This is a genomic window from Burkholderia ubonensis (assembly GCF_902833085.1).
GTDB lineage: Bacteria > Pseudomonadota > Gammaproteobacteria > Burkholderiales > Burkholderiaceae > Burkholderia > Burkholderia ubonensis.
Map to the genome: position 1 here is coordinate 73,908 of NZ_CADFEB010000013.1, position 15,352 is coordinate 89,259.

Consider the following 15,352-nt stretch of genomic DNA (forward strand, 5'->3'; position numbering starts at 1 on the left):
AGCATGATGGAGACGCCGGTCGAGCAGGCGCCCGACGCGGCTCCGGCGAACACCGGCGGAAAAGCGGCCGACGAAGCCACCGAAAGCGCGATCGACAACGCCGTCGGGAACGCCGCCGAAGGTGCCACCGGAAGCGCCACCGAAAGCGCCGCCGAAGGCGCGGACATGCACATGCATCACGTTGTCGCGCCCGGCACGACGCACTCGATGGCCGACTATGCATTGCCGCCGGTGGAACTCGTGCGGGACGACGGCAAGACCGTGTCGCTGGTCGACGAACTGAACGACGGCCGGCCGGTGATCCTGACGTTCATCTACACGAGTTGCACGACCATCTGCCCGATGATCAGCCAGACGCTCGAGCGGCTGCAGGGCGAGCTCGGCGGCGACCGCGACAAGGTGCACATCGTGTCGATCTCGATCGACCCGGAAGAGGACACGCCCGCGCGGCTCAGGGCCTATGCGGCGAGATTCGGGGCCGGCCCCGAGTGGCAGCACTACACCGGCACGGTCGACGCGAGCATCGCCGCGCAGCGCGCGTTCAACGTGTATCGCGGCGACAAGATGAATCACGTACCGGTGGCATTCCTGCGCGCAGCGCCAGGCAGGCAATGGATGCGCATCGACGGCTTCGCGACGCCGTCGGAACTGCTCGCGGCGTATCGCGACGTCGTCGCGTCGGACTAGCCGCACGCGTCCGGCAGGCAAGGAGCGACGAAATTGGACAAGAAGACTCGCGTGCTGGTGGTCGAGGACCAGCATCTGTTGCGCGTCGGCCTGTGCCGCATGGTTTCGGAGCTGGACGACTACTGCATCGTGGGCGAGGCGAGCGGCGGGTACGAAGCCTGCCGCCTCGCCGCGCTCACGCAGCCCGACCTGATCCTGATGGACCTGTCGATGCCGGGCGGCAGCGGCTTCGAGGCGATCGCGGCGATCAAGCGCGATGCGCCGCATGCCCGCATCATCGTGCTCACCGTTCACCGCAGCGAAGGTCACGTGCAGGAGTCGTTCGCCGCCGGGGCGGCCGCCTACGTGGTCAAGGATGCGTCGTTCGCCGATCTGGTCCGCGAGATGCGTTTCGTGATGCAGGGCAAATGCGTGATCAGTCTCGACGCGTATCGATCCCGCGCATGCGCGCAGGGCTTGCGCGACGAGTCGGCGCACAAGGCGCGGTTGTGGAATGCGCTGACGGGCCGCGAACGCATGGTGCTGCGGCTCGTCGTCGAAGGGCACACGAGCCGGCAGGTCGGCGAGTGCCTGAAGCTCAGCCCGAAGACGGTGGAAAAGCATCGCGCGAACCTGATGCGCAAGCTCGGCATCGCGAACCTCGCCGGCCTCGTCCACTTCGCGATCGACATCGGCGTGCTCGCGCTGAGCGACGACGACCGGGTGTGAAAACCCGCCAAAAACGGGTGGAGCAACTGGGGGGGCTTTACCCATGCCGATGGACGGCACTCCCTACTTCTGGCCCGTATCGACCTGAACAAGAATGCATTCAAGGGCTTCAGCGGCGCTGAAGCGGCGGGTCGATACAGGGAGGAAGCCGTGCGCGACGAATCGTCCTCGATCCAGCCCGGCGTGCCGGGGCATGTGCGGCGCGGCGCCGCGCCGCTTTGCCGCGCGTGCGCAAGCCGCGGCTTCACGCTGCTCGAACTGCTCGTCGTGATGGTCATCATCGGCTTGCTCGCGGGACTCGTCGCGCCACGGTATTTCGAGCAGGTCGGCAAGTCGAACGTGAAGATCGCGCGCGCGCAGATCGTGTCGCTCGGCCAGGCCCTCGATCAGTACCGGCTCGATGTCGGTACCTATCCGACGACCGAGGAAGGTCTCGACGCGCTCGTGAACAAGCCGCAGAACGCGGCGCGGTGGAGCGGCCCCTATCTGCAGAAGGCCGTGCCGGTGGACCCGTGGGATCGGCCGTACCAGTATCGTTCGCCCGGCGAGCATGGCGACTACGACCTGTTTTCGCTCGGCAAGGACGGGCGCGGCGGCGGCACCGGCGAGAACGTGACGATCTCGTCGTGGTAGGGAGGCGGGGCGCGGTGCTCGCGCCTGCCGTGAGCGGGCTGGCAAGGAGAGTCGACGTGAAGTTCGTGCTGCGTGTCTTCGATACGGGTGGCTCGGTCCAGACGCTTCGCGTCGACAGCGATTCACCGGCGAGCGCGACCGCGCTCGCGCGCTCGCGCGGCTTTCGCGTCGTGTCGGTGAGCGCGGACGCGCGGCGGCAGCGGCGCGGCGCGAACCGGCTCGGGATGCCGGGCGCGCGCTTGAACGTCGAGCTGTTCGCGCGCGAGCTCGCGGCGCTGCTCGACGCGGGCGTCGGCGTCGTCGACGCGCTGCGCACGCTCGGCGGCAACGAGCGGCGCGAGGCGTCCGCGCAGGTCTATCGCGACCTGCTGCGGCAACTGGAAGAGGGGCAGTCGCTGTCCGCGGCGCTCGAGCATGCAGGCGACGTCTTCCCGCCAGTGCTGGTCGCGTGCGTGAAGGCGAGCGAGCAGACCGGCGGGCTCGCCGGCAGCCTGACGCGCTATTCGCGCAACAGCGCGACGCTCCACGAGCTGCGCGCGCGCGTCGTGTCGGCGGCGATCTATCCGACGGTCCTGCTGTTCGTCGGCGCGGCCGTCGTGCTGTTCCTGCTCGGCTTCGTCGTGCCCCGGTTCGCGACGCTCCTCGAGCACAGCGGGCGCGAATTGCCGCTGATGTCGCGCCTGCTGATGGCGTGGGGCGGCATGGTGCACGCGCACGGCGCCGGGCTGGGCATCGGCCTCGCGGTGCTGGCCGTGGCGACGGCCATCGCGTTGCGCCGGCCGGCGCTGCGGATCTGGCTCGCCGATCGCCTGCTGGCGCTGCCCGGCATCGGGCAGCACTTCCGCGTGTTTCGCCAGTCGCAGTTCTATCGCACGACGGCGATGCTGGTCGACGGCGGCATTCCCGCCGTGCGCGCGTTCGACCTCGCGCGCGGACTGGTCGGCGGCGCGGACCGGGCCGCGCTCGGGCTCGCGCTGCAGCAGGTGCGCAACGGCGCCCGGATCTCCGACGCATTCCAGCAGGCCGGCCTCGCGAACGCGATCGCGTACCGGCTGCTGACGGTGGCCGAGAAGACCGGCGGCCTCGGCCGCGTGCTCGACCGGATCGCCGCGTTCCAGGAGGCGCAGGTCGCGCGCACGATCGACCTGATCTCGCGGCTGATCGAGCCCGCGATGATGATCGTGATCGGCGTGGTCATCGGCGGAATCGTCGTGCTGATGTACCTGCCGATCTTCGAAATCGCGTCGAGCATTCAATAGACCGCCTGAGGCATGCACGTGGATACCGTCACCCCCCCATCGGAAACGCTCCCCGACGCGGGAGCCGAACTGCGCGACACGCTGCGCGCGCTCGCCGAGCGGCACGGTTCAGGCATTCGCGCGCTCGAGGAGCTGATGGCGCGCACGTCGCTCGGCGCGGACGAGCTGCGCGCGCAGCTCGCCGCGCAATTCCGGATGAAGCCGATCGGCATGCGCGAGCTGAACCGGCTCGAGCCGGAGTTCGACGTGGTGCCGTTCGTCGACGCGACGGCGCGGCTGTGCGTGTGCTTCCGCCACCCGGATGACGGCAATGCGCTGCTGTTCGCCGTTGCCGATCCGCTCGATGCGCGCACCCGCGGCTGGGTCGAGCACCGGATGCGCGCGCGGCCGGCGGTGCCGTACGGCTGGGCGCTCGCGAGCGCGGGCGACCTCAATGCATACCTGACCGTGCGCGAGAAGGACGTGCGCGCGATGGACTCGCTCGCGTTCGACGATCCGATCCAGCGCACCGCCGACCCGGCGTCGCTCGCGCTGACGCTGCAGGGCATCAGCAGCGACGACAGCCCGGTGGTGCGGCTGCTCAACTCGACGATCTACGACGCGCTCAAGATGCTGGCGAGCGACATCCACCTCGAATGCCGCGCGAACGGGCTGATGATCAAGTGCCGCGTCGACGGCGTGCTCACCGTGGTCGGCCGCATCGACGGGCGCGACGTCGCGGACCAGGTGCTGTCGCGCGTGAAGGTGATTTCCGAGCTGGATATCGCGGAGCGCCGCGTGCCGCAGGACGGGCGCTTCAAGGCGCTGTACGCGGGGCGCGAGATCGATTTCCGCGTGTCGATCATGCCGAACCAGTTCGGCGAGGACGCGGTGCTGCGGATTCTCGACCGCTACCAGCTGTCGCAGGCCGCGGGCGGCCTGACGCTCGAGGCGCTCGGCTTCCAGCCGGCCGACACGCGCTTCATGCGCGCGATCGCGTCGATGCCGTACGGGATGCTGCTCGTCACGGGGCCGACCGGCAGCGGCAAGACCACGACGCTCTACGCGATTCTCACCGAGATCAACGACGGCCTCGAGAAGATCGTGACGATCGAGGACCCGGTCGAGTACCAGCTCGGCGAAATCCTGCAGATTCCGGTGAACGAAGCGAAGGGCCTGACGTTCGCGCGCGGGCTGCGCTCGATCCTGCGGCACGACCCGGACAAGATCATGGTCGGCGAGATCCGCGATCCCGAAACCGCGCAGATCGCCGTGCAGGCCGCGCTGACCGGGCACCAGGTGTTCACGACCGTGCATGCGAACAACGTGTTCGACGTGATCGGCCGCTTCACGAACATGGAGGTCGATCCGTACAGCTTCGTGTCCGCGCTCAACGGCGTGATCGCGCAGCGGCTGTTGCGCCAGTGCTGCGCGGACTGCCTGACCGAGGACACGGTCGACGCGGACGCGCTCGTGCGCGCCGGCATCGACCCGGACGCGGCCGGCAGCTACCTGTTTCGCCGCGGCGCGGGCTGCGCGATGTGCCGCGGCAGCGGCTATCGCGGGCGGCGTGCGATCGCAGAGGCGCTGCGCATGAACGACGAGCTGCGGCAACTGCTGTCGGAGCGCGCGCCGCTCGGGCACATCAAGGCGGCGGCGCTGCGCGGCGGGATGACGACGCTGCGCTCGGCGGCGATCGAGCTGGTCCGGCGCGGCGAAACGACACTCGAGGAGATCAACCGTGTCACGATGGTTGAATAGTCCGGTTGCGATCGGCGTCGGCGCCCGCGAGGTCGTCGTCGGCGCCCGCACGCGCGGACGGTGGTACCTGCGCAAGCGGGCGCCGGTCGCCGAGCCGGTCAGCGTCGCGATTCCCGATGCGCAGTTCGGCACCGAGCCGGGCGTGCTCGATGCGCTGCGCGCCGCGCTCGGCGCCGCGCAGCAGGGCGCGGAGCCAAGCGCCGCGCCGATGATACGCAGTGCATACGTCGTGCTCGACGATTTCTGGTGCAACCACGCGATCCTGCGCGGCGACTTCCGCACGTTGCGCGCGCGCGAGCTCGAAGCCGTCGCGCTCGCGCATTTTTCGGACACCTGCGGGATCGACGGCGATGCGCTGGTCGTGCGCTGGTGCGTGCAGCACGGCGGCCGCGCGCTGTTCGCGAGCGCGCTGCCGCGCGCGCTGCACGACGGCATGCACGAAGCGTGCGCCGCCAGCGCGATGCGCATCCGCAGCGTGCGGGCGTGTCTTCCGCAGATGCTGAACCGGATCGCGGCGGGCTGCGACGGCGATGCGCTGCTGCTGTTCGTCGCCGGCGAGCTGATGCAGGCGGTGATGATCGAACGCGTCGGCTGGGCCGCCTATGACGCGCAGCGCCTGTTCGCGGGCGATGCGGGCGACGCGTCGCGGCTCGCCGAACTCGCCGGCCAACTGTTCGAGCGTTCGGCGACGCGGGCGGGCCTGAAGCGCGAGGAATGCCGGATCTACCTGTGCGGCATCGACATGGACCCCGCGCCGTTCGCCGAACGTTTCGCGGCGGCGATCCGCCCGCCGCAGCCGGCCCTCGACGGGTCGCTCGCGCGCCGGCTGATGGAGGCGGCGCAATGATTCCGCTCGTCGACATCGACTTCGGCCGGCGCCGCGCGCGCCCCGCGGCGGGCGGCGTGATCCTGCTGGCTGCCGCCGCCGTGCTGCTGATCGCGTGCGGCGCACGGCTGTGGCACGCGTATGCGGAAAACGATCGCGCGCAGGCGGCGATCGAGGCCGTCCGCCATCGGACGCTCGCGCAGCGGCATGTCGCGAAGCCGCCGCCGACCCCGGCGGCGAAGCTTGCGGAGAAGCAGGGCCAGGCGGTCCTGCGCGAACTGACGGTGCCGTGGCAGGACCTGTTTTCGATCGTCGAGGATTATCCGGACCACGACGTCGCGCTGATCGGCATCGACCAGAACCCGGCGCAGAGCCAGATCCGCATCACCGCCGAAGCGAAGAACCTCGACGCGATGGTCGCCTACCTGAAGTATCTGCAGGCGAGCGTGCTGCTGCGCGAAGCGGTGCTCAACGGTCACGTGATCGAGAACAACGTGCCGGGCAAGCCGGTGCGCTTCCAGATCACGGCGGTCTGGAGGAAATCATGAAAGCGGCCCGGTTGCGCGACTCGCTGCTCACGCTGCGCTACGAATTGCGGCGCGCGTTCGGCCTGCCGGGGCTCGCCGGCGTGCTGACGCTCGGCGCGGCGGCGATTCTGTACGCGGCCGCCTCGAACGTGGAAGCCGACACGCGCGCGCTGCGGGACCCGGTGGGGCTCGCGCGGGCGGCGCGCGGCCATCCGGCGGGCGGGCGCCACGCGGCGGCGGAAGCGGTCGCGCTCGACGCGTTGCCCGACCTGTTCCCGCGCTTTTCGCAGAGCGCGGACGACATCGCGTCGATCTTCGCGCAGGCGCGCGACAGCAACCTGACGCTCGGGGCCGCCGAGTACCAGGTGACGACCGATTCGGGCGCGCGCTTCGCGCGCTATCAGGTGCTGCTGCCCGTCAAGGATCAGTACGGCGCGATCCGTCGATTCGTCGCGCGGGTGCTCAACAACGTGCCGAATGCGGCGCTGCAGGAAATCCACGTCGAGCGTCCCGCCGTGAACGGCAACGTGCTCGACGCGCGCGTGCGTTTCGAGCTCGTTTACCGGAGCGCGCAGCCATGAAGCCGGCCGCATTGAAACCCGCTGCCGTCGCACGCATCGCGCTGGCGTTGTGCTGCATCGTCGCCGGCGTCGTCGGGTATCGCATGCTGGTCGCGGCGTCGCCGGCGCCGTCGCCGCGCGCGGCGTTCGACCGCCTGCATCGCGACGACGCGGGCGCTCGGCCGGTTGCCGGGCATCGTGCGCTGCCGTCGCAAGCGGCGTCTGCGGCATCTGCGTCTGCGGCCGTTGCGGCGCCACGTGCATCTGCCGATACGCCCACGCCCGCGCCGACGCCGCGGGAGCAGCTCGCCGCGTTGCGCGCGCCGGTGTCCGTCGCATCGGCGAACGATCCGTTCACCGCGTCGTCATGGCAGCCGCCGCCGCCCGTCGAGGCGCCGCCGCCCACCGCGCGCCCGGCGCCGCCGACGGCGCCCCCGGTGCCGTTTTCCTACGTCGGCGAACTGGATGCGAAGGCGGACAAGCCGCAGGTATTTCTCAGCAACGGCGATCAGTTGCTGATCGTGTCGCCCGGCGACGTGATCGATGGCCAGTACCGTGTCGACTCCGTATCGGCGTCGAACGTGGTGCTGACCTATCTGCCGCTGAACCAGACGCAGGTGGTGTCCATTCCAGTGGAGGGAAAGTAGATGAAAACCTCACGCACACGGGGGGCGCGCCGCGACGGGAACAGCGGTCCATCGACAGGCGTCGTGCCTGTCACCCCGTTCGATTCCCGCTGCACGCCGGCGAGCCGGACCACGACGAAGCGCGCGCTGGCGATCGCCGCGGCGGTGCTCGCGTGCGGCGGTTGCGCACACGTGCCGAACCTCCACGACGATCCGACCAACGCGCAGGTGAAGATCGACGCGATGCACGACCGTGATGCCGAAATCGACGAACTCCTCGACAACGCCGACCGGCTTCGCCTGGACAACCAGTTCGACGCCGCGGCCCGGTCCGTCTTCATGGCGACCGAGCTCGACCCGCGCAGCGAGCGCGCGCGCAGGATCGGCGCGATGATCGAGCAGGACCGCAAGCACCTCGCGATCCTGCAGGAAGCCGACCGGATGATGAAGCGCGGCTCGTATGCGCAGGCGGCCGATCGCGTGCACCGCGTGCTGGTCGAGAATCCGGCCAATGCGATGGCGCTGCGGATGCAGCGGGAGCTCGACGAAAAGCGCCGGCAGCAGCACGCGGAGCGCGACGACAAGCTCGCCGCGTCGTCGATCATGCGCACGCCGGTATCGCTGCAGTTCCGCGACGCGAACGTGCGGATGGTCTTCGAGGCGCTGTCGCGCACCTCCGGACTGAACGTGATCTTCGATCGCGACGTGCGGGCCGACCTGAAGACGACGATCTTCGTGCAGAACGCGTCGCTGCAGGACACGGTCGACATGATCCTGCTGCAGAACCAGCTCGACAAGAAGCAGATGAACGCGAACACGCTGTTCATCTACCCGGCGACGCCGGCGAAGGAGCTCGAATACCAGGAACTCAAGGTGCGCACGTTCCAGTTGTCGAACGTCGACGCGAAGCAGATCCAGTCGCTGCTGAAGAGCCTGCTGAAAGTGAAGGAAGTCGTGATCGACGAGCGCGCGAACACCGTGACGATTCGCGGCACGCCGGACATGATCAAGGTGGCAGACGAGATGATCGCCGCGCAGGACCTGCCGGAGCCGGAGGTGATGCTCGAAGTCGAGGTGCTGGAAGTGTCGCACGAGCGGATGTCGCAGCTCGGCATCAACTGGCCCAACTCGTTCACCGTGTCGACGCCGAGCACGGTGAATACCTGGGGCGCGCTGCACCATCTGCCGGTCAATGCGCTGAACGTCAGCGGGCTGTCCGCCACCGCGGACTTCAAGCTCACGGACACCGATGCGAACCTGCTCGCGAGCCCGCGCATCCGCACGCGCAACAAGGAGAAGGCGCGCATCATGATCGGCGACAAGGTGCCGGTGATTTCGAGCTCGAGCACGCCGAGCACGAGCGGCCCGTCGTTCACGCAGATGATCCAGTACCTCGATGTCGGCATCAAGCTCGAAGTGGAGCCGCAGGTCTATCGCGACGGCGACGTCGGCATCAAGCTGAATCTCGAGGTCAGCAACATCACCAATACGATCCAGAGCGGCAATTCGCAGGGGCTGAGCTCGCTCGCGTATCAGATCGGCACGCGCAGCGCATCGACGAGCCTGCGGCTGCGGGACGGCGAAACCCAGATCATGGGCGGGCTGATCTCGGACGAGGACCGCCGCAATGCGAACAAGGTGCCGGGGCTCGGGCAGCTGCCGCTGCTCGGCCGCCTGTTCTCGGATCACGAAGGCGATCACAAGAAGACCGAGATCGTGCTGCAGATCACGCCGCACATCATCCGGCCGCAGGTCGCGGCGGATGCGGACACGCAGGAAGTGTGGTCGGGCACCGACGTCAACGTGCACGCGGACGAGCTGCGGCTCGATCCCGTGGCGCTGAACGCGGAAGCGGCCGCGGAGCCCGCGGCGGCCGCGCGGCCCAAGGCGCGGCCGGTGCCCGGCAGCGTCGGCGGCGGCACGTCCGGCGCCAGTGCGGCTTCGGCGTTGGGCGCGGCGGCGACCCGCGCGCTGCCTTCGCCGGAGAGCGGCGCGTTCGGGCAGCTGCCGGCCGCACCGCGCACGACGCCGCCGCCGGAACCGTACGGCGGGCGTTTCTCGCGACAGCAGCCCGCGCCGGCGACGGCGCCCGCGAAGGCGGCGGAGCCTGCGCAGGGCGCGGCGCAGGCGGCCGAACCGGCGGGCAACGAAGCGGAACCGGCTCCGGGCACCACCGTGACGCCGGTGGCATCGCCGGCGCCTGCGGCACCCCCGGCGCCCGCCGCAGCCCCGGCCGCGGCCGCGCCGCCGCCGTCGACGCTGCGGATGCCGGCGGGCGACATCCCGAGCGAAAACCCGCTGCACCCGGTCCAGAGCGGGAACTGAACCGTGGCGACCCGGAACGGCACGATGCGCATCGGCGGCACGGGGCATCACGCCCGGCGCGGCTTCACGCTGATCGAGATGGTGATCACGCTCGCGCTGGTGGGCATCCTCGCGCTCGCGATCATGCCGTTCTCCGAGCTGATCGTGCAGCGGCAGAAAGAGCAGGAGCTGAGCGCCGCGTTGCGCGAGATCCGCACCGCGCTCGACGCATACAAGGACGCGAGCGACGCGGGGAAGATCGAAAAGGATGCCGAAGCGTCCGGCTATCCGCCGTCGCTGGGCGTGCTCGTGACGGGCGTGAAGGACGCGCGGGACCCCAAGGGCGGCCTGCTGATGTTCCTGCGCCGCGTGCCGCGTGATCCGTTCTTCACCGGCGACCCGGATACGCCGCCCGAGGAGACCTGGAACGTGCGCGCCTACGGCCAGCCGCCGGATCAGGCGGCCGGCGGGTCGTCCGGCGCATCGTCCGGAACCGACGCGGCAGGCAAGGACGTGTTCGACGTGACGTCGAAATCCGCGCGCGTCGGCATCAACGGCATCCCGTACAGACAATGGTGACGGTGCACCCATCATGAAACCCGCTCGCATGCGCAGATCGCGCGGCTTCACGCTGATCGAAATCGTGGTCGTGATGGCCATCATCGGCCTGCTCCTGACGCTGGCGGTGCCGCGCTACCTGCACAGCATCGAACGCGGCAAGGAGCAGGTCCGGCAGCAGAACATCGCGGTGATGCGCAACGCGATCGACCAGTACTTCGGCGACAACGGCCAGTATCCCGAGACGCTCGACGAACTGGTCGCGAAGCATTACCTGCGCGTGGTCCCGGTCGATCCCGTGAACGGCGACGACAAATGGGCGGTGATCGCGTCGCCGGACGAGACCAAGCCGGGGGTCTACGACGTGGCGCCCGCGAGCAGCGCACAGGGCGAGCCGCCGCACGCGGCGGGAGCGGCGCGATGAGCGCGGCCGGCCGGGCCGCGTGCCGGGCGCATGCCGCGCGTCAGCGCGGGCTCGTGCTGCTCGCGCTGCTGATCGCGCTGATGCTGATGTCGATCGCGCTGGCGGGCGCGCTGGACGTCTGGGCGCTGCAACGGCGCCGCGAAGACGAGAAGCAGCTGCTGTTCGCCGGCGACCAGTACCGCAAGGCGATCGTGCGCTACTACGGCCTGGCTCGCGCGTACCCGGCGAGCGTCGACGATCTGGTGGACGACACCCGTTTCCCGAAGCCGATGCATCATCTGCGGCGCGCGTATCCGGACCCGCTGACCGGACGGACCGACTGGATGTTCCTGTGGCGAGCCGACCGCTTCTACGGCGTCTACAGCAGCGTCGACCGGGCCACCGTCAAGCGCGCGGGCTTTCCGCCGCAATACGCGGATTTCGACGGCGAGCAGACCTACGCGAAGTGGAAGTTCCTTTACCTCGCGCCGGGCCTGGCGATGCCGGCCGGCGATGCGGCGCCGGCCGCCGCGCAGGCCGCGTCCGATGCGGCGGCCAGCGCGCCGAGCCTGTCCGGGTTCGGCGGGTATCTGCCGGGGCAGCAGCGGTCCGGGTTGCGGTGACGCGCGGCGGATCGGCGCGCGCGGCGAAGTCTCTGTTATCTTCGGGGGCTTCCGAACGACTTTCCGACCGATTTTCATGACCGACCGCATCGTTGCCGCGTTCGATTTCGACGGCACCATCACCACTTCCGACAGCTTTCGCCATTTCGTCCGCTCCGCGATCGGCACGCCGCGCTTCGCGTGGGCGGGGCTGCGCGCGCTGCCGTGGATCGCCGCGATGAAGGCGGGACGGCTGTCGCGCGGCGACGCGAAGGCGAAGTTCGCGTGGTTCGCGTTCGGGCCGATGCGCGAGGACGCGCTGGAGGCGGCCGCGTGCCGCTTCGTCGCGACGGACCTGCCGCGGCTCGTGCGGCCCGAGATGCTCGAGCGGATTCGCGAGCATCGCGCGCGCGGCCACGAACTCGTGCTGGTGAGCGCGTCGCCGTCGCTGTACCTCGAGAAGTGGGCGAAGGCGGCCGGCTTCGACGCGGTGCTCGCGACGCGGCTCGCGTTCGAGCGCGGCGCGTTCGCCGGCCGGCTCGACGGCGAGAACTGCTGGGGGCCGCAGAAGGTCGCGCGGCTGAGCGCGTGGTGGGGCGAGCATCCGCCTCGGCAGCTGTTCGCGTATGGCGACAGCCGCGGCGACAAGGAGATGGCCGAGCGCGCGAACTGGGCGTGGATTCGCGGGCAGGGGCCGATGCCGCCGATCGATGCGTGACGACCGACGCCTGGCGTGGACAGCGGATCGCGGCGCGCGAGCGCCGCTTACTGCAGCATGAAGATCTCGTATTCGAGCGTATCGAGCTTCCGGTCCAGCCAGCTCATCCCGACGAGCACCACGACGAGCAGCGCGATCGCGAATCCGTACCCGTAGAACACCGGGCCGGCGGCGAGCGACGCCGCGGTCAGGCACCCGTTCAGCACGCAGAACAGCGCGATCAGCGCGAGCGCCGGCCGCTGCCGGTCGAGATAGATGAAGCTGTTCATGATCGCGAGGAACACCATCTGCAGGCTGGTCGCGATCACCTGCACCGACAGCAGCGGCATGTAGAGCCGCGAGATGCCCATCGTCTCGAGCAGCAGCGGGCCGGTCGTGAGCACGACCAGCACGGTCAGCGTCTGCACCTTGACGATGTCGAACAGCGCGCTGCGCAGCGACTGCGCCATCGCGTCGTGCGCATATTCGATTTGCTGCAGCGAGCCGCCTTCGCGGATCGCGGTGTTGAACGCGCCGTAGTGCCCCGCGAACTCGGTCTCGACGCGCAGCATGAACACCGCCATGCCCGGCGTGATCGCGAGATAGGCGAGGAAGATCGGGATGTCGTAGATGACCGACGCATGCAGCGACCCGATCACCGCCTGTCCGGAGCTCGGCGAATACCAGAACATGATCTTGTCGATCCAGATGCCGAGGTTGTACAGCAAGCCGATCAGCAGCAGCGCCGGATAGTGGTGCGCGCGCCGCAGCAGGTCGAACGAGACCACGCGCGACGCCGGGAAGCCGCCGTAGACCCGGATCAGCAGCAACAGCAGCAACAGCGTCTGGCCGAGCACGAAACCGTACAGCAGCCCTTCGAGGCCGAAGCGCTTCAGCGCGACCGCGGCCACCGTCGTCACCGCGTAGCCGACGAAGAACGCGCGCAGGATGCCGCTGTATTGCTTGAGCCCCGCGAGGAACACGCTCGCGGTCCAGATGTCGCACAGCAGCACGAAGCCGGTGACCATCAGCGCGCGATACAGCGCGCTTTGCGCGTCGAACGCGAAGCCGGCGGCGAGCAGGCCCAGCATGATCGCGCCGGCCGTGACCGCGAGCAGCGCGCCGGTGAAGTTGGGCAGGATCGCGTCGAGCTGCCGGTCGAACAGGCGATCGCTCGTGAAGCGGGTGAGCGTGAGCTGCATCGGGCCGGTGACGATCAGGCTCGCGGCGATCAGGTAGGTCGCGGACACCTGGAAATCCGACACGATCGCGTTCGGCAACAGCGGCGACGCGCCGAGCAGCCCGACCAGCAGGATGCCGACGATCGACCAGATCCACGGCCCGGCGCCGACCATCCCGGCATACGCATACGCGCGCATGATGCCGAGCAGCGAATTGTGCCGGATGAGCCGGCGCAGCTTGATTCCGATGGCGGACATCGATCGCTCCTTCGTCCCGGGCCGGTTGCCGTCGCTTGCAGCGGCGTGCCGGCGGCCGGCGCAAGCCCTTCGTTCGCGGCGCTGGCCGCGCGCCGCTGGCCGCTAGCCGCGCGCCGCCGGCCGCGCGCCCGCGTACGGACACGCCGACGCGGCGGCGGCCGCGCGTCCCGCATCCGGCATGTGCCGGTCCGGCGCGCCGGCCAGCATCGAGTACAGCGCGCGATAGGCGCCGACCATCCGCTCCTGCGAATAGAAGCGCTCGACGCGCGCGATGCCGGCGGCTTGAGCTGCGCACCACGCGTGGTCGTCGGCGAGCAGCGCGAGCGCCTCGTGCGCGAGCGCGGCCGGGTCCGCGATCGGCACGAGCCGGCCCGCGGCGCCGAGCGCGGCGTCGTCGGCGTCCGAGCCGTGAATCAGCTCGCAGCACGCGCCGACGTCGGTCGTGACGACCGGCACGCCCGCGGCGAACGCCTCGAGGATCACGAGCGGCAGCGCCTCCGAGATCGAGCTCAACACCAGCACGCCGATCTTCGGCAGCAGCTCGTCGATGCGCTGCATGCCGAGCAGCGTCACCTTGCCCGCGAGGCCGAGGCGGTCGATCAGTTCGCGGCACTCGGCCGCGTACGACGGGTCTTCGCTTTCCGGCCCGGCGATCCAGGCCTCGGCGTCCGGCATCGCCCGCACCACGGTCAGCATCGCGCGAATGAAGGTCTTCACGTCCTTGATCGGCACGACGCGCCCGATCAGGCACAGCACCTTCGGCGCGCTGGCGGGCCGCAGCCGGCGCAGCGGCGCGAGGCGGCGCAGGTCGACGCCGTTCGGAATCGTGTGCGTCTTCGGCGGCGGCGCGCCGTCGAAGATCTGGCGGCGCCGGTTGCCTTCGTACAGCGCGACGATGTCGTCGGCGGCCGCGTAGGTCATCTTGCCGAGCGCCTCGAAGAAGCGCGCCCACATCTCGTGGAAGTAGCCGATGTGCGACGCGTCGTATTCGATCAGGTTGCGGTTGTCGCGGATCCACTGGCTCTGGAACAGCTCGATCTTGCGTTCCTTCGTGTAGATGCCGTGCTCGGAAATCAGCAGCGGCCGCCCCTGGCGGTGCCGCAGCAACGCGCCGAGAAAGCCCGCGTAGCCGGTCGACACCGCGTGATACAGGCGCATCGGGATCAGTTGCTCGGCGATGCGCGCGAGCTTCCACAGCGGCCGGTGCATCAGGCGCACGGACCAGAAATAGTCGGAGAACGACGGGTCGCTGCAGTACGCACGATACTGGTCGGTCAGGAACGTCCACGCTTCCTGGCTGTACAGGAACTGCGCCTCGTCGAGCCGGTGCTCTTCGGTCAGGTCGTCGACGACGCGCCGCACGAGCCGGTTGTCGAGCGGCGCGTCGGCGGGCCGCCGGAGCTGCTCGTGCAGCAGCGCGATCCGCTCGAACGCGTCGCGGTTGCCGGGCACGCTGTGCACGTGCCCGGACGGCGGATCGGCGTCGTACAGGTAGTGAAGCTCGAGGTGGACGACGTTGGCCGGCAGCGGGTAGGACATCTTCGGATAGTCGTCCGGCTTGCTGCCGAGAAAGCACAGGCCGAACGTGTACTCGGGAAACGCGCGGATGATGTCGTGCACCCACGACGACACGCCGCCGCTCACGTAAGGATAGGTGCCCTCGAGCAGCAGCCCGATGTCCGCGCACGCCGCGCGCGGCAGCACGTTGCCGAGCGCATCGGTGACGGTGGCCGGCCGGTTGCCGGGGGGCGTGTCGAGACCGGAGTCGCGCATCATGGTGGAC

Annotated in this window: 16 protein-coding genes; 14 read left to right on the forward strand and 2 right to left on the reverse strand. The window is 69.6% G+C overall.

The features are described 5' to 3' along the window. The first annotated feature begins 90 nt into the window (after window positions 1-90). From HWX31_RS31610 to HWX31_RS31675, 14 genes are all read left to right on the forward strand, one after another. Complete coding sequence (locus tag HWX31_RS31610) at window positions 91-687, forward strand: SCO family protein (RefSeq protein ID WP_415493198.1); 597 nt, start codon at window positions 91-93, stop codon at window positions 685-687. 33 nt (window positions 688-720) lie between these two features. Next, a complete protein-coding gene (locus HWX31_RS31615; RefSeq protein WP_244143895.1) occupies window positions 721-1,395 on the forward strand; it encodes a response regulator in 675 nt (224 codons plus the stop codon). A gap of 183 nt (window positions 1,396-1,578) precedes the next feature. Next, window positions 1,579-2,028, forward strand: a complete 450-nt coding sequence (gspG, locus tag HWX31_RS31620) for a type II secretion system major pseudopilin GspG (RefSeq protein WP_174965714.1) — start codon at window positions 1,579-1,581, stop codon at window positions 2,026-2,028. A gap of 56 nt (window positions 2,029-2,084) precedes the next feature. After that, window positions 2,085-3,287: a type II secretion system F family protein gene (locus tag HWX31_RS31625; RefSeq protein WP_174965713.1), complete on the forward strand. Its 1,203-nt coding sequence runs from the start codon at window positions 2,085-2,087 to the stop codon at window positions 3,285-3,287. 12 nt (window positions 3,288-3,299) lie between these two features. After that, complete coding sequence (locus tag HWX31_RS31630) at window positions 3,300-5,027, forward strand: GspE/PulE family protein (RefSeq protein WP_174965702.1); 1,728 nt, start codon at window positions 3,300-3,302, stop codon at window positions 5,025-5,027. After that, window positions 5,008-5,874 carry a hypothetical protein gene (locus HWX31_RS31635; protein WP_174965701.1) on the forward strand — a complete coding sequence of 289 codons (867 nt, stop codon included), beginning with the start codon at window positions 5,008-5,010 and terminating at the stop codon, window positions 5,872-5,874. Before HWX31_RS31630 ends, HWX31_RS31635 begins: the two co-directional genes overlap by 20 nt. Next, complete coding sequence (locus HWX31_RS31640; RefSeq protein ID WP_174965700.1) at window positions 5,871-6,401, forward strand: hypothetical protein; 531 nt, start codon at window positions 5,871-5,873, stop codon at window positions 6,399-6,401. Before HWX31_RS31635 ends, HWX31_RS31640 begins: the two co-directional genes overlap by 4 nt. Then, a complete protein-coding gene (locus tag HWX31_RS31645) occupies window positions 6,398-6,961 on the forward strand; it encodes a hypothetical protein (protein WP_174965699.1) in 564 nt (187 codons plus the stop codon). Before HWX31_RS31640 ends, HWX31_RS31645 begins: the two co-directional genes overlap by 4 nt. Further along, entirely contained in the window at window positions 6,958-7,587 is a 630-nt protein-coding gene (locus tag HWX31_RS31650; RefSeq protein WP_174965698.1) for a hypothetical protein, read from the forward strand. The genes HWX31_RS31645 and HWX31_RS31650 overlap by 4 nt, the downstream gene beginning before the upstream one ends. Continuing rightward, the gene (locus tag HWX31_RS31655) at window positions 7,588-9,891 is read left to right on the forward strand and encodes a type IV pilus secretin PilQ (protein WP_175934006.1); all 2,304 of its coding nucleotides are present in this window, start codon (window positions 7,588-7,590) and stop codon (window positions 9,889-9,891) included. A gap of 24 nt (window positions 9,892-9,915) precedes the next feature. Then, window positions 9,916-10,449, forward strand: coding sequence for a type II secretion system protein (locus HWX31_RS31660; RefSeq protein WP_174966158.1), 534 nt, complete (start codon window positions 9,916-9,918; stop codon window positions 10,447-10,449). A gap of 13 nt (window positions 10,450-10,462) precedes the next feature. Continuing rightward, window positions 10,463-10,852, forward strand: coding sequence for a type II secretion system protein (locus HWX31_RS31665; RefSeq protein ID WP_059609923.1), 390 nt, complete (start codon window positions 10,463-10,465; stop codon window positions 10,850-10,852). Beyond that, the gene (locus HWX31_RS31670; protein ID WP_174966156.1) at window positions 10,849-11,454 is read left to right on the forward strand and encodes a type II secretion system protein; all 606 of its coding nucleotides are present in this window, start codon (window positions 10,849-10,851) and stop codon (window positions 11,452-11,454) included. The genes HWX31_RS31665 and HWX31_RS31670 overlap by 4 nt, the downstream gene beginning before the upstream one ends. 76 nt (window positions 11,455-11,530) lie before the next feature. Further along, window positions 11,531-12,151: an HAD family hydrolase gene (locus HWX31_RS31675; protein WP_059660838.1), complete on the forward strand. Its 621-nt coding sequence runs from the start codon at window positions 11,531-11,533 to the stop codon at window positions 12,149-12,151. Window positions 12,152-12,198: 47 nt separating this feature from the next. Here the strand turns inward: HWX31_RS31675 and pelG are convergent, their stop codons facing one another. Both pelG and pelF read right to left on the reverse strand, forming a co-directional pair. Next, entirely contained in the window at window positions 12,199-13,569 is a 1,371-nt protein-coding gene (gene pelG / locus HWX31_RS31680; RefSeq protein ID WP_174966155.1) for an exopolysaccharide Pel transporter PelG, read from the reverse strand. Window positions 13,570-13,671: 102 nt separating this feature from the next. Beyond that, window positions 13,672-15,345 (reverse strand): GT4 family glycosyltransferase PelF, encoded by a 1,674-nt coding sequence (pelF, locus tag HWX31_RS31685; protein WP_425129535.1) that lies wholly within the window; start codon window positions 15,343-15,345, stop codon window positions 13,672-13,674. Window positions 15,346-15,352: the final 7 nt, after the last annotated feature.

Coding starts and splice junctions, on each gene's coding strand:
- HWX31_RS31630 (WP_174965702.1), top strand. CDS start 3,300: ATGCACGTGGATACCGTCACCCCCCCATCGGAAACGCTCCCCGACGCG.
- HWX31_RS31640 (WP_174965700.1), top strand. CDS start 5,871: ATGATTCCGCTCGTCGACATCGACTTCGGCCGGCGCCGCGCGCGCCCC.
- HWX31_RS31645 (WP_174965699.1), top strand. CDS start 6,398: ATGAAAGCGGCCCGGTTGCGCGACTCGCTGCTCACGCTGCGCTACGAA.
- HWX31_RS31650 (WP_174965698.1), top strand. CDS start 6,958: ATGAAGCCGGCCGCATTGAAACCCGCTGCCGTCGCACGCATCGCGCTG.
- HWX31_RS31655 (WP_175934006.1), top strand. CDS start 7,588: ATGAAAACCTCACGCACACGGGGGGCGCGCCGCGACGGGAACAGCGGT.
- HWX31_RS31660 (WP_174966158.1), top strand. CDS start 9,916: ATGCGCATCGGCGGCACGGGGCATCACGCCCGGCGCGGCTTCACGCTG.
- HWX31_RS31665 (WP_059609923.1), top strand. CDS start 10,463: ATGAAACCCGCTCGCATGCGCAGATCGCGCGGCTTCACGCTGATCGAA.
- HWX31_RS31670 (WP_174966156.1), top strand. CDS start 10,849: ATGAGCGCGGCCGGCCGGGCCGCGTGCCGGGCGCATGCCGCGCGTCAG.
- HWX31_RS31675 (WP_059660838.1), top strand. CDS start 11,531: ATGACCGACCGCATCGTTGCCGCGTTCGATTTCGACGGCACCATCACC.
- pelG (WP_174966155.1), bottom strand. CDS start 13,569: ATGTCCGCCATCGGAATCAAGCTGCGCCGGCTCATCCGGCACAATTCG.
- pelF (WP_425129535.1), bottom strand. CDS start 15,345: ATGATGCGCGACTCCGGTCTCGACACGCCCCCCGGCAACCGGCCGGCC.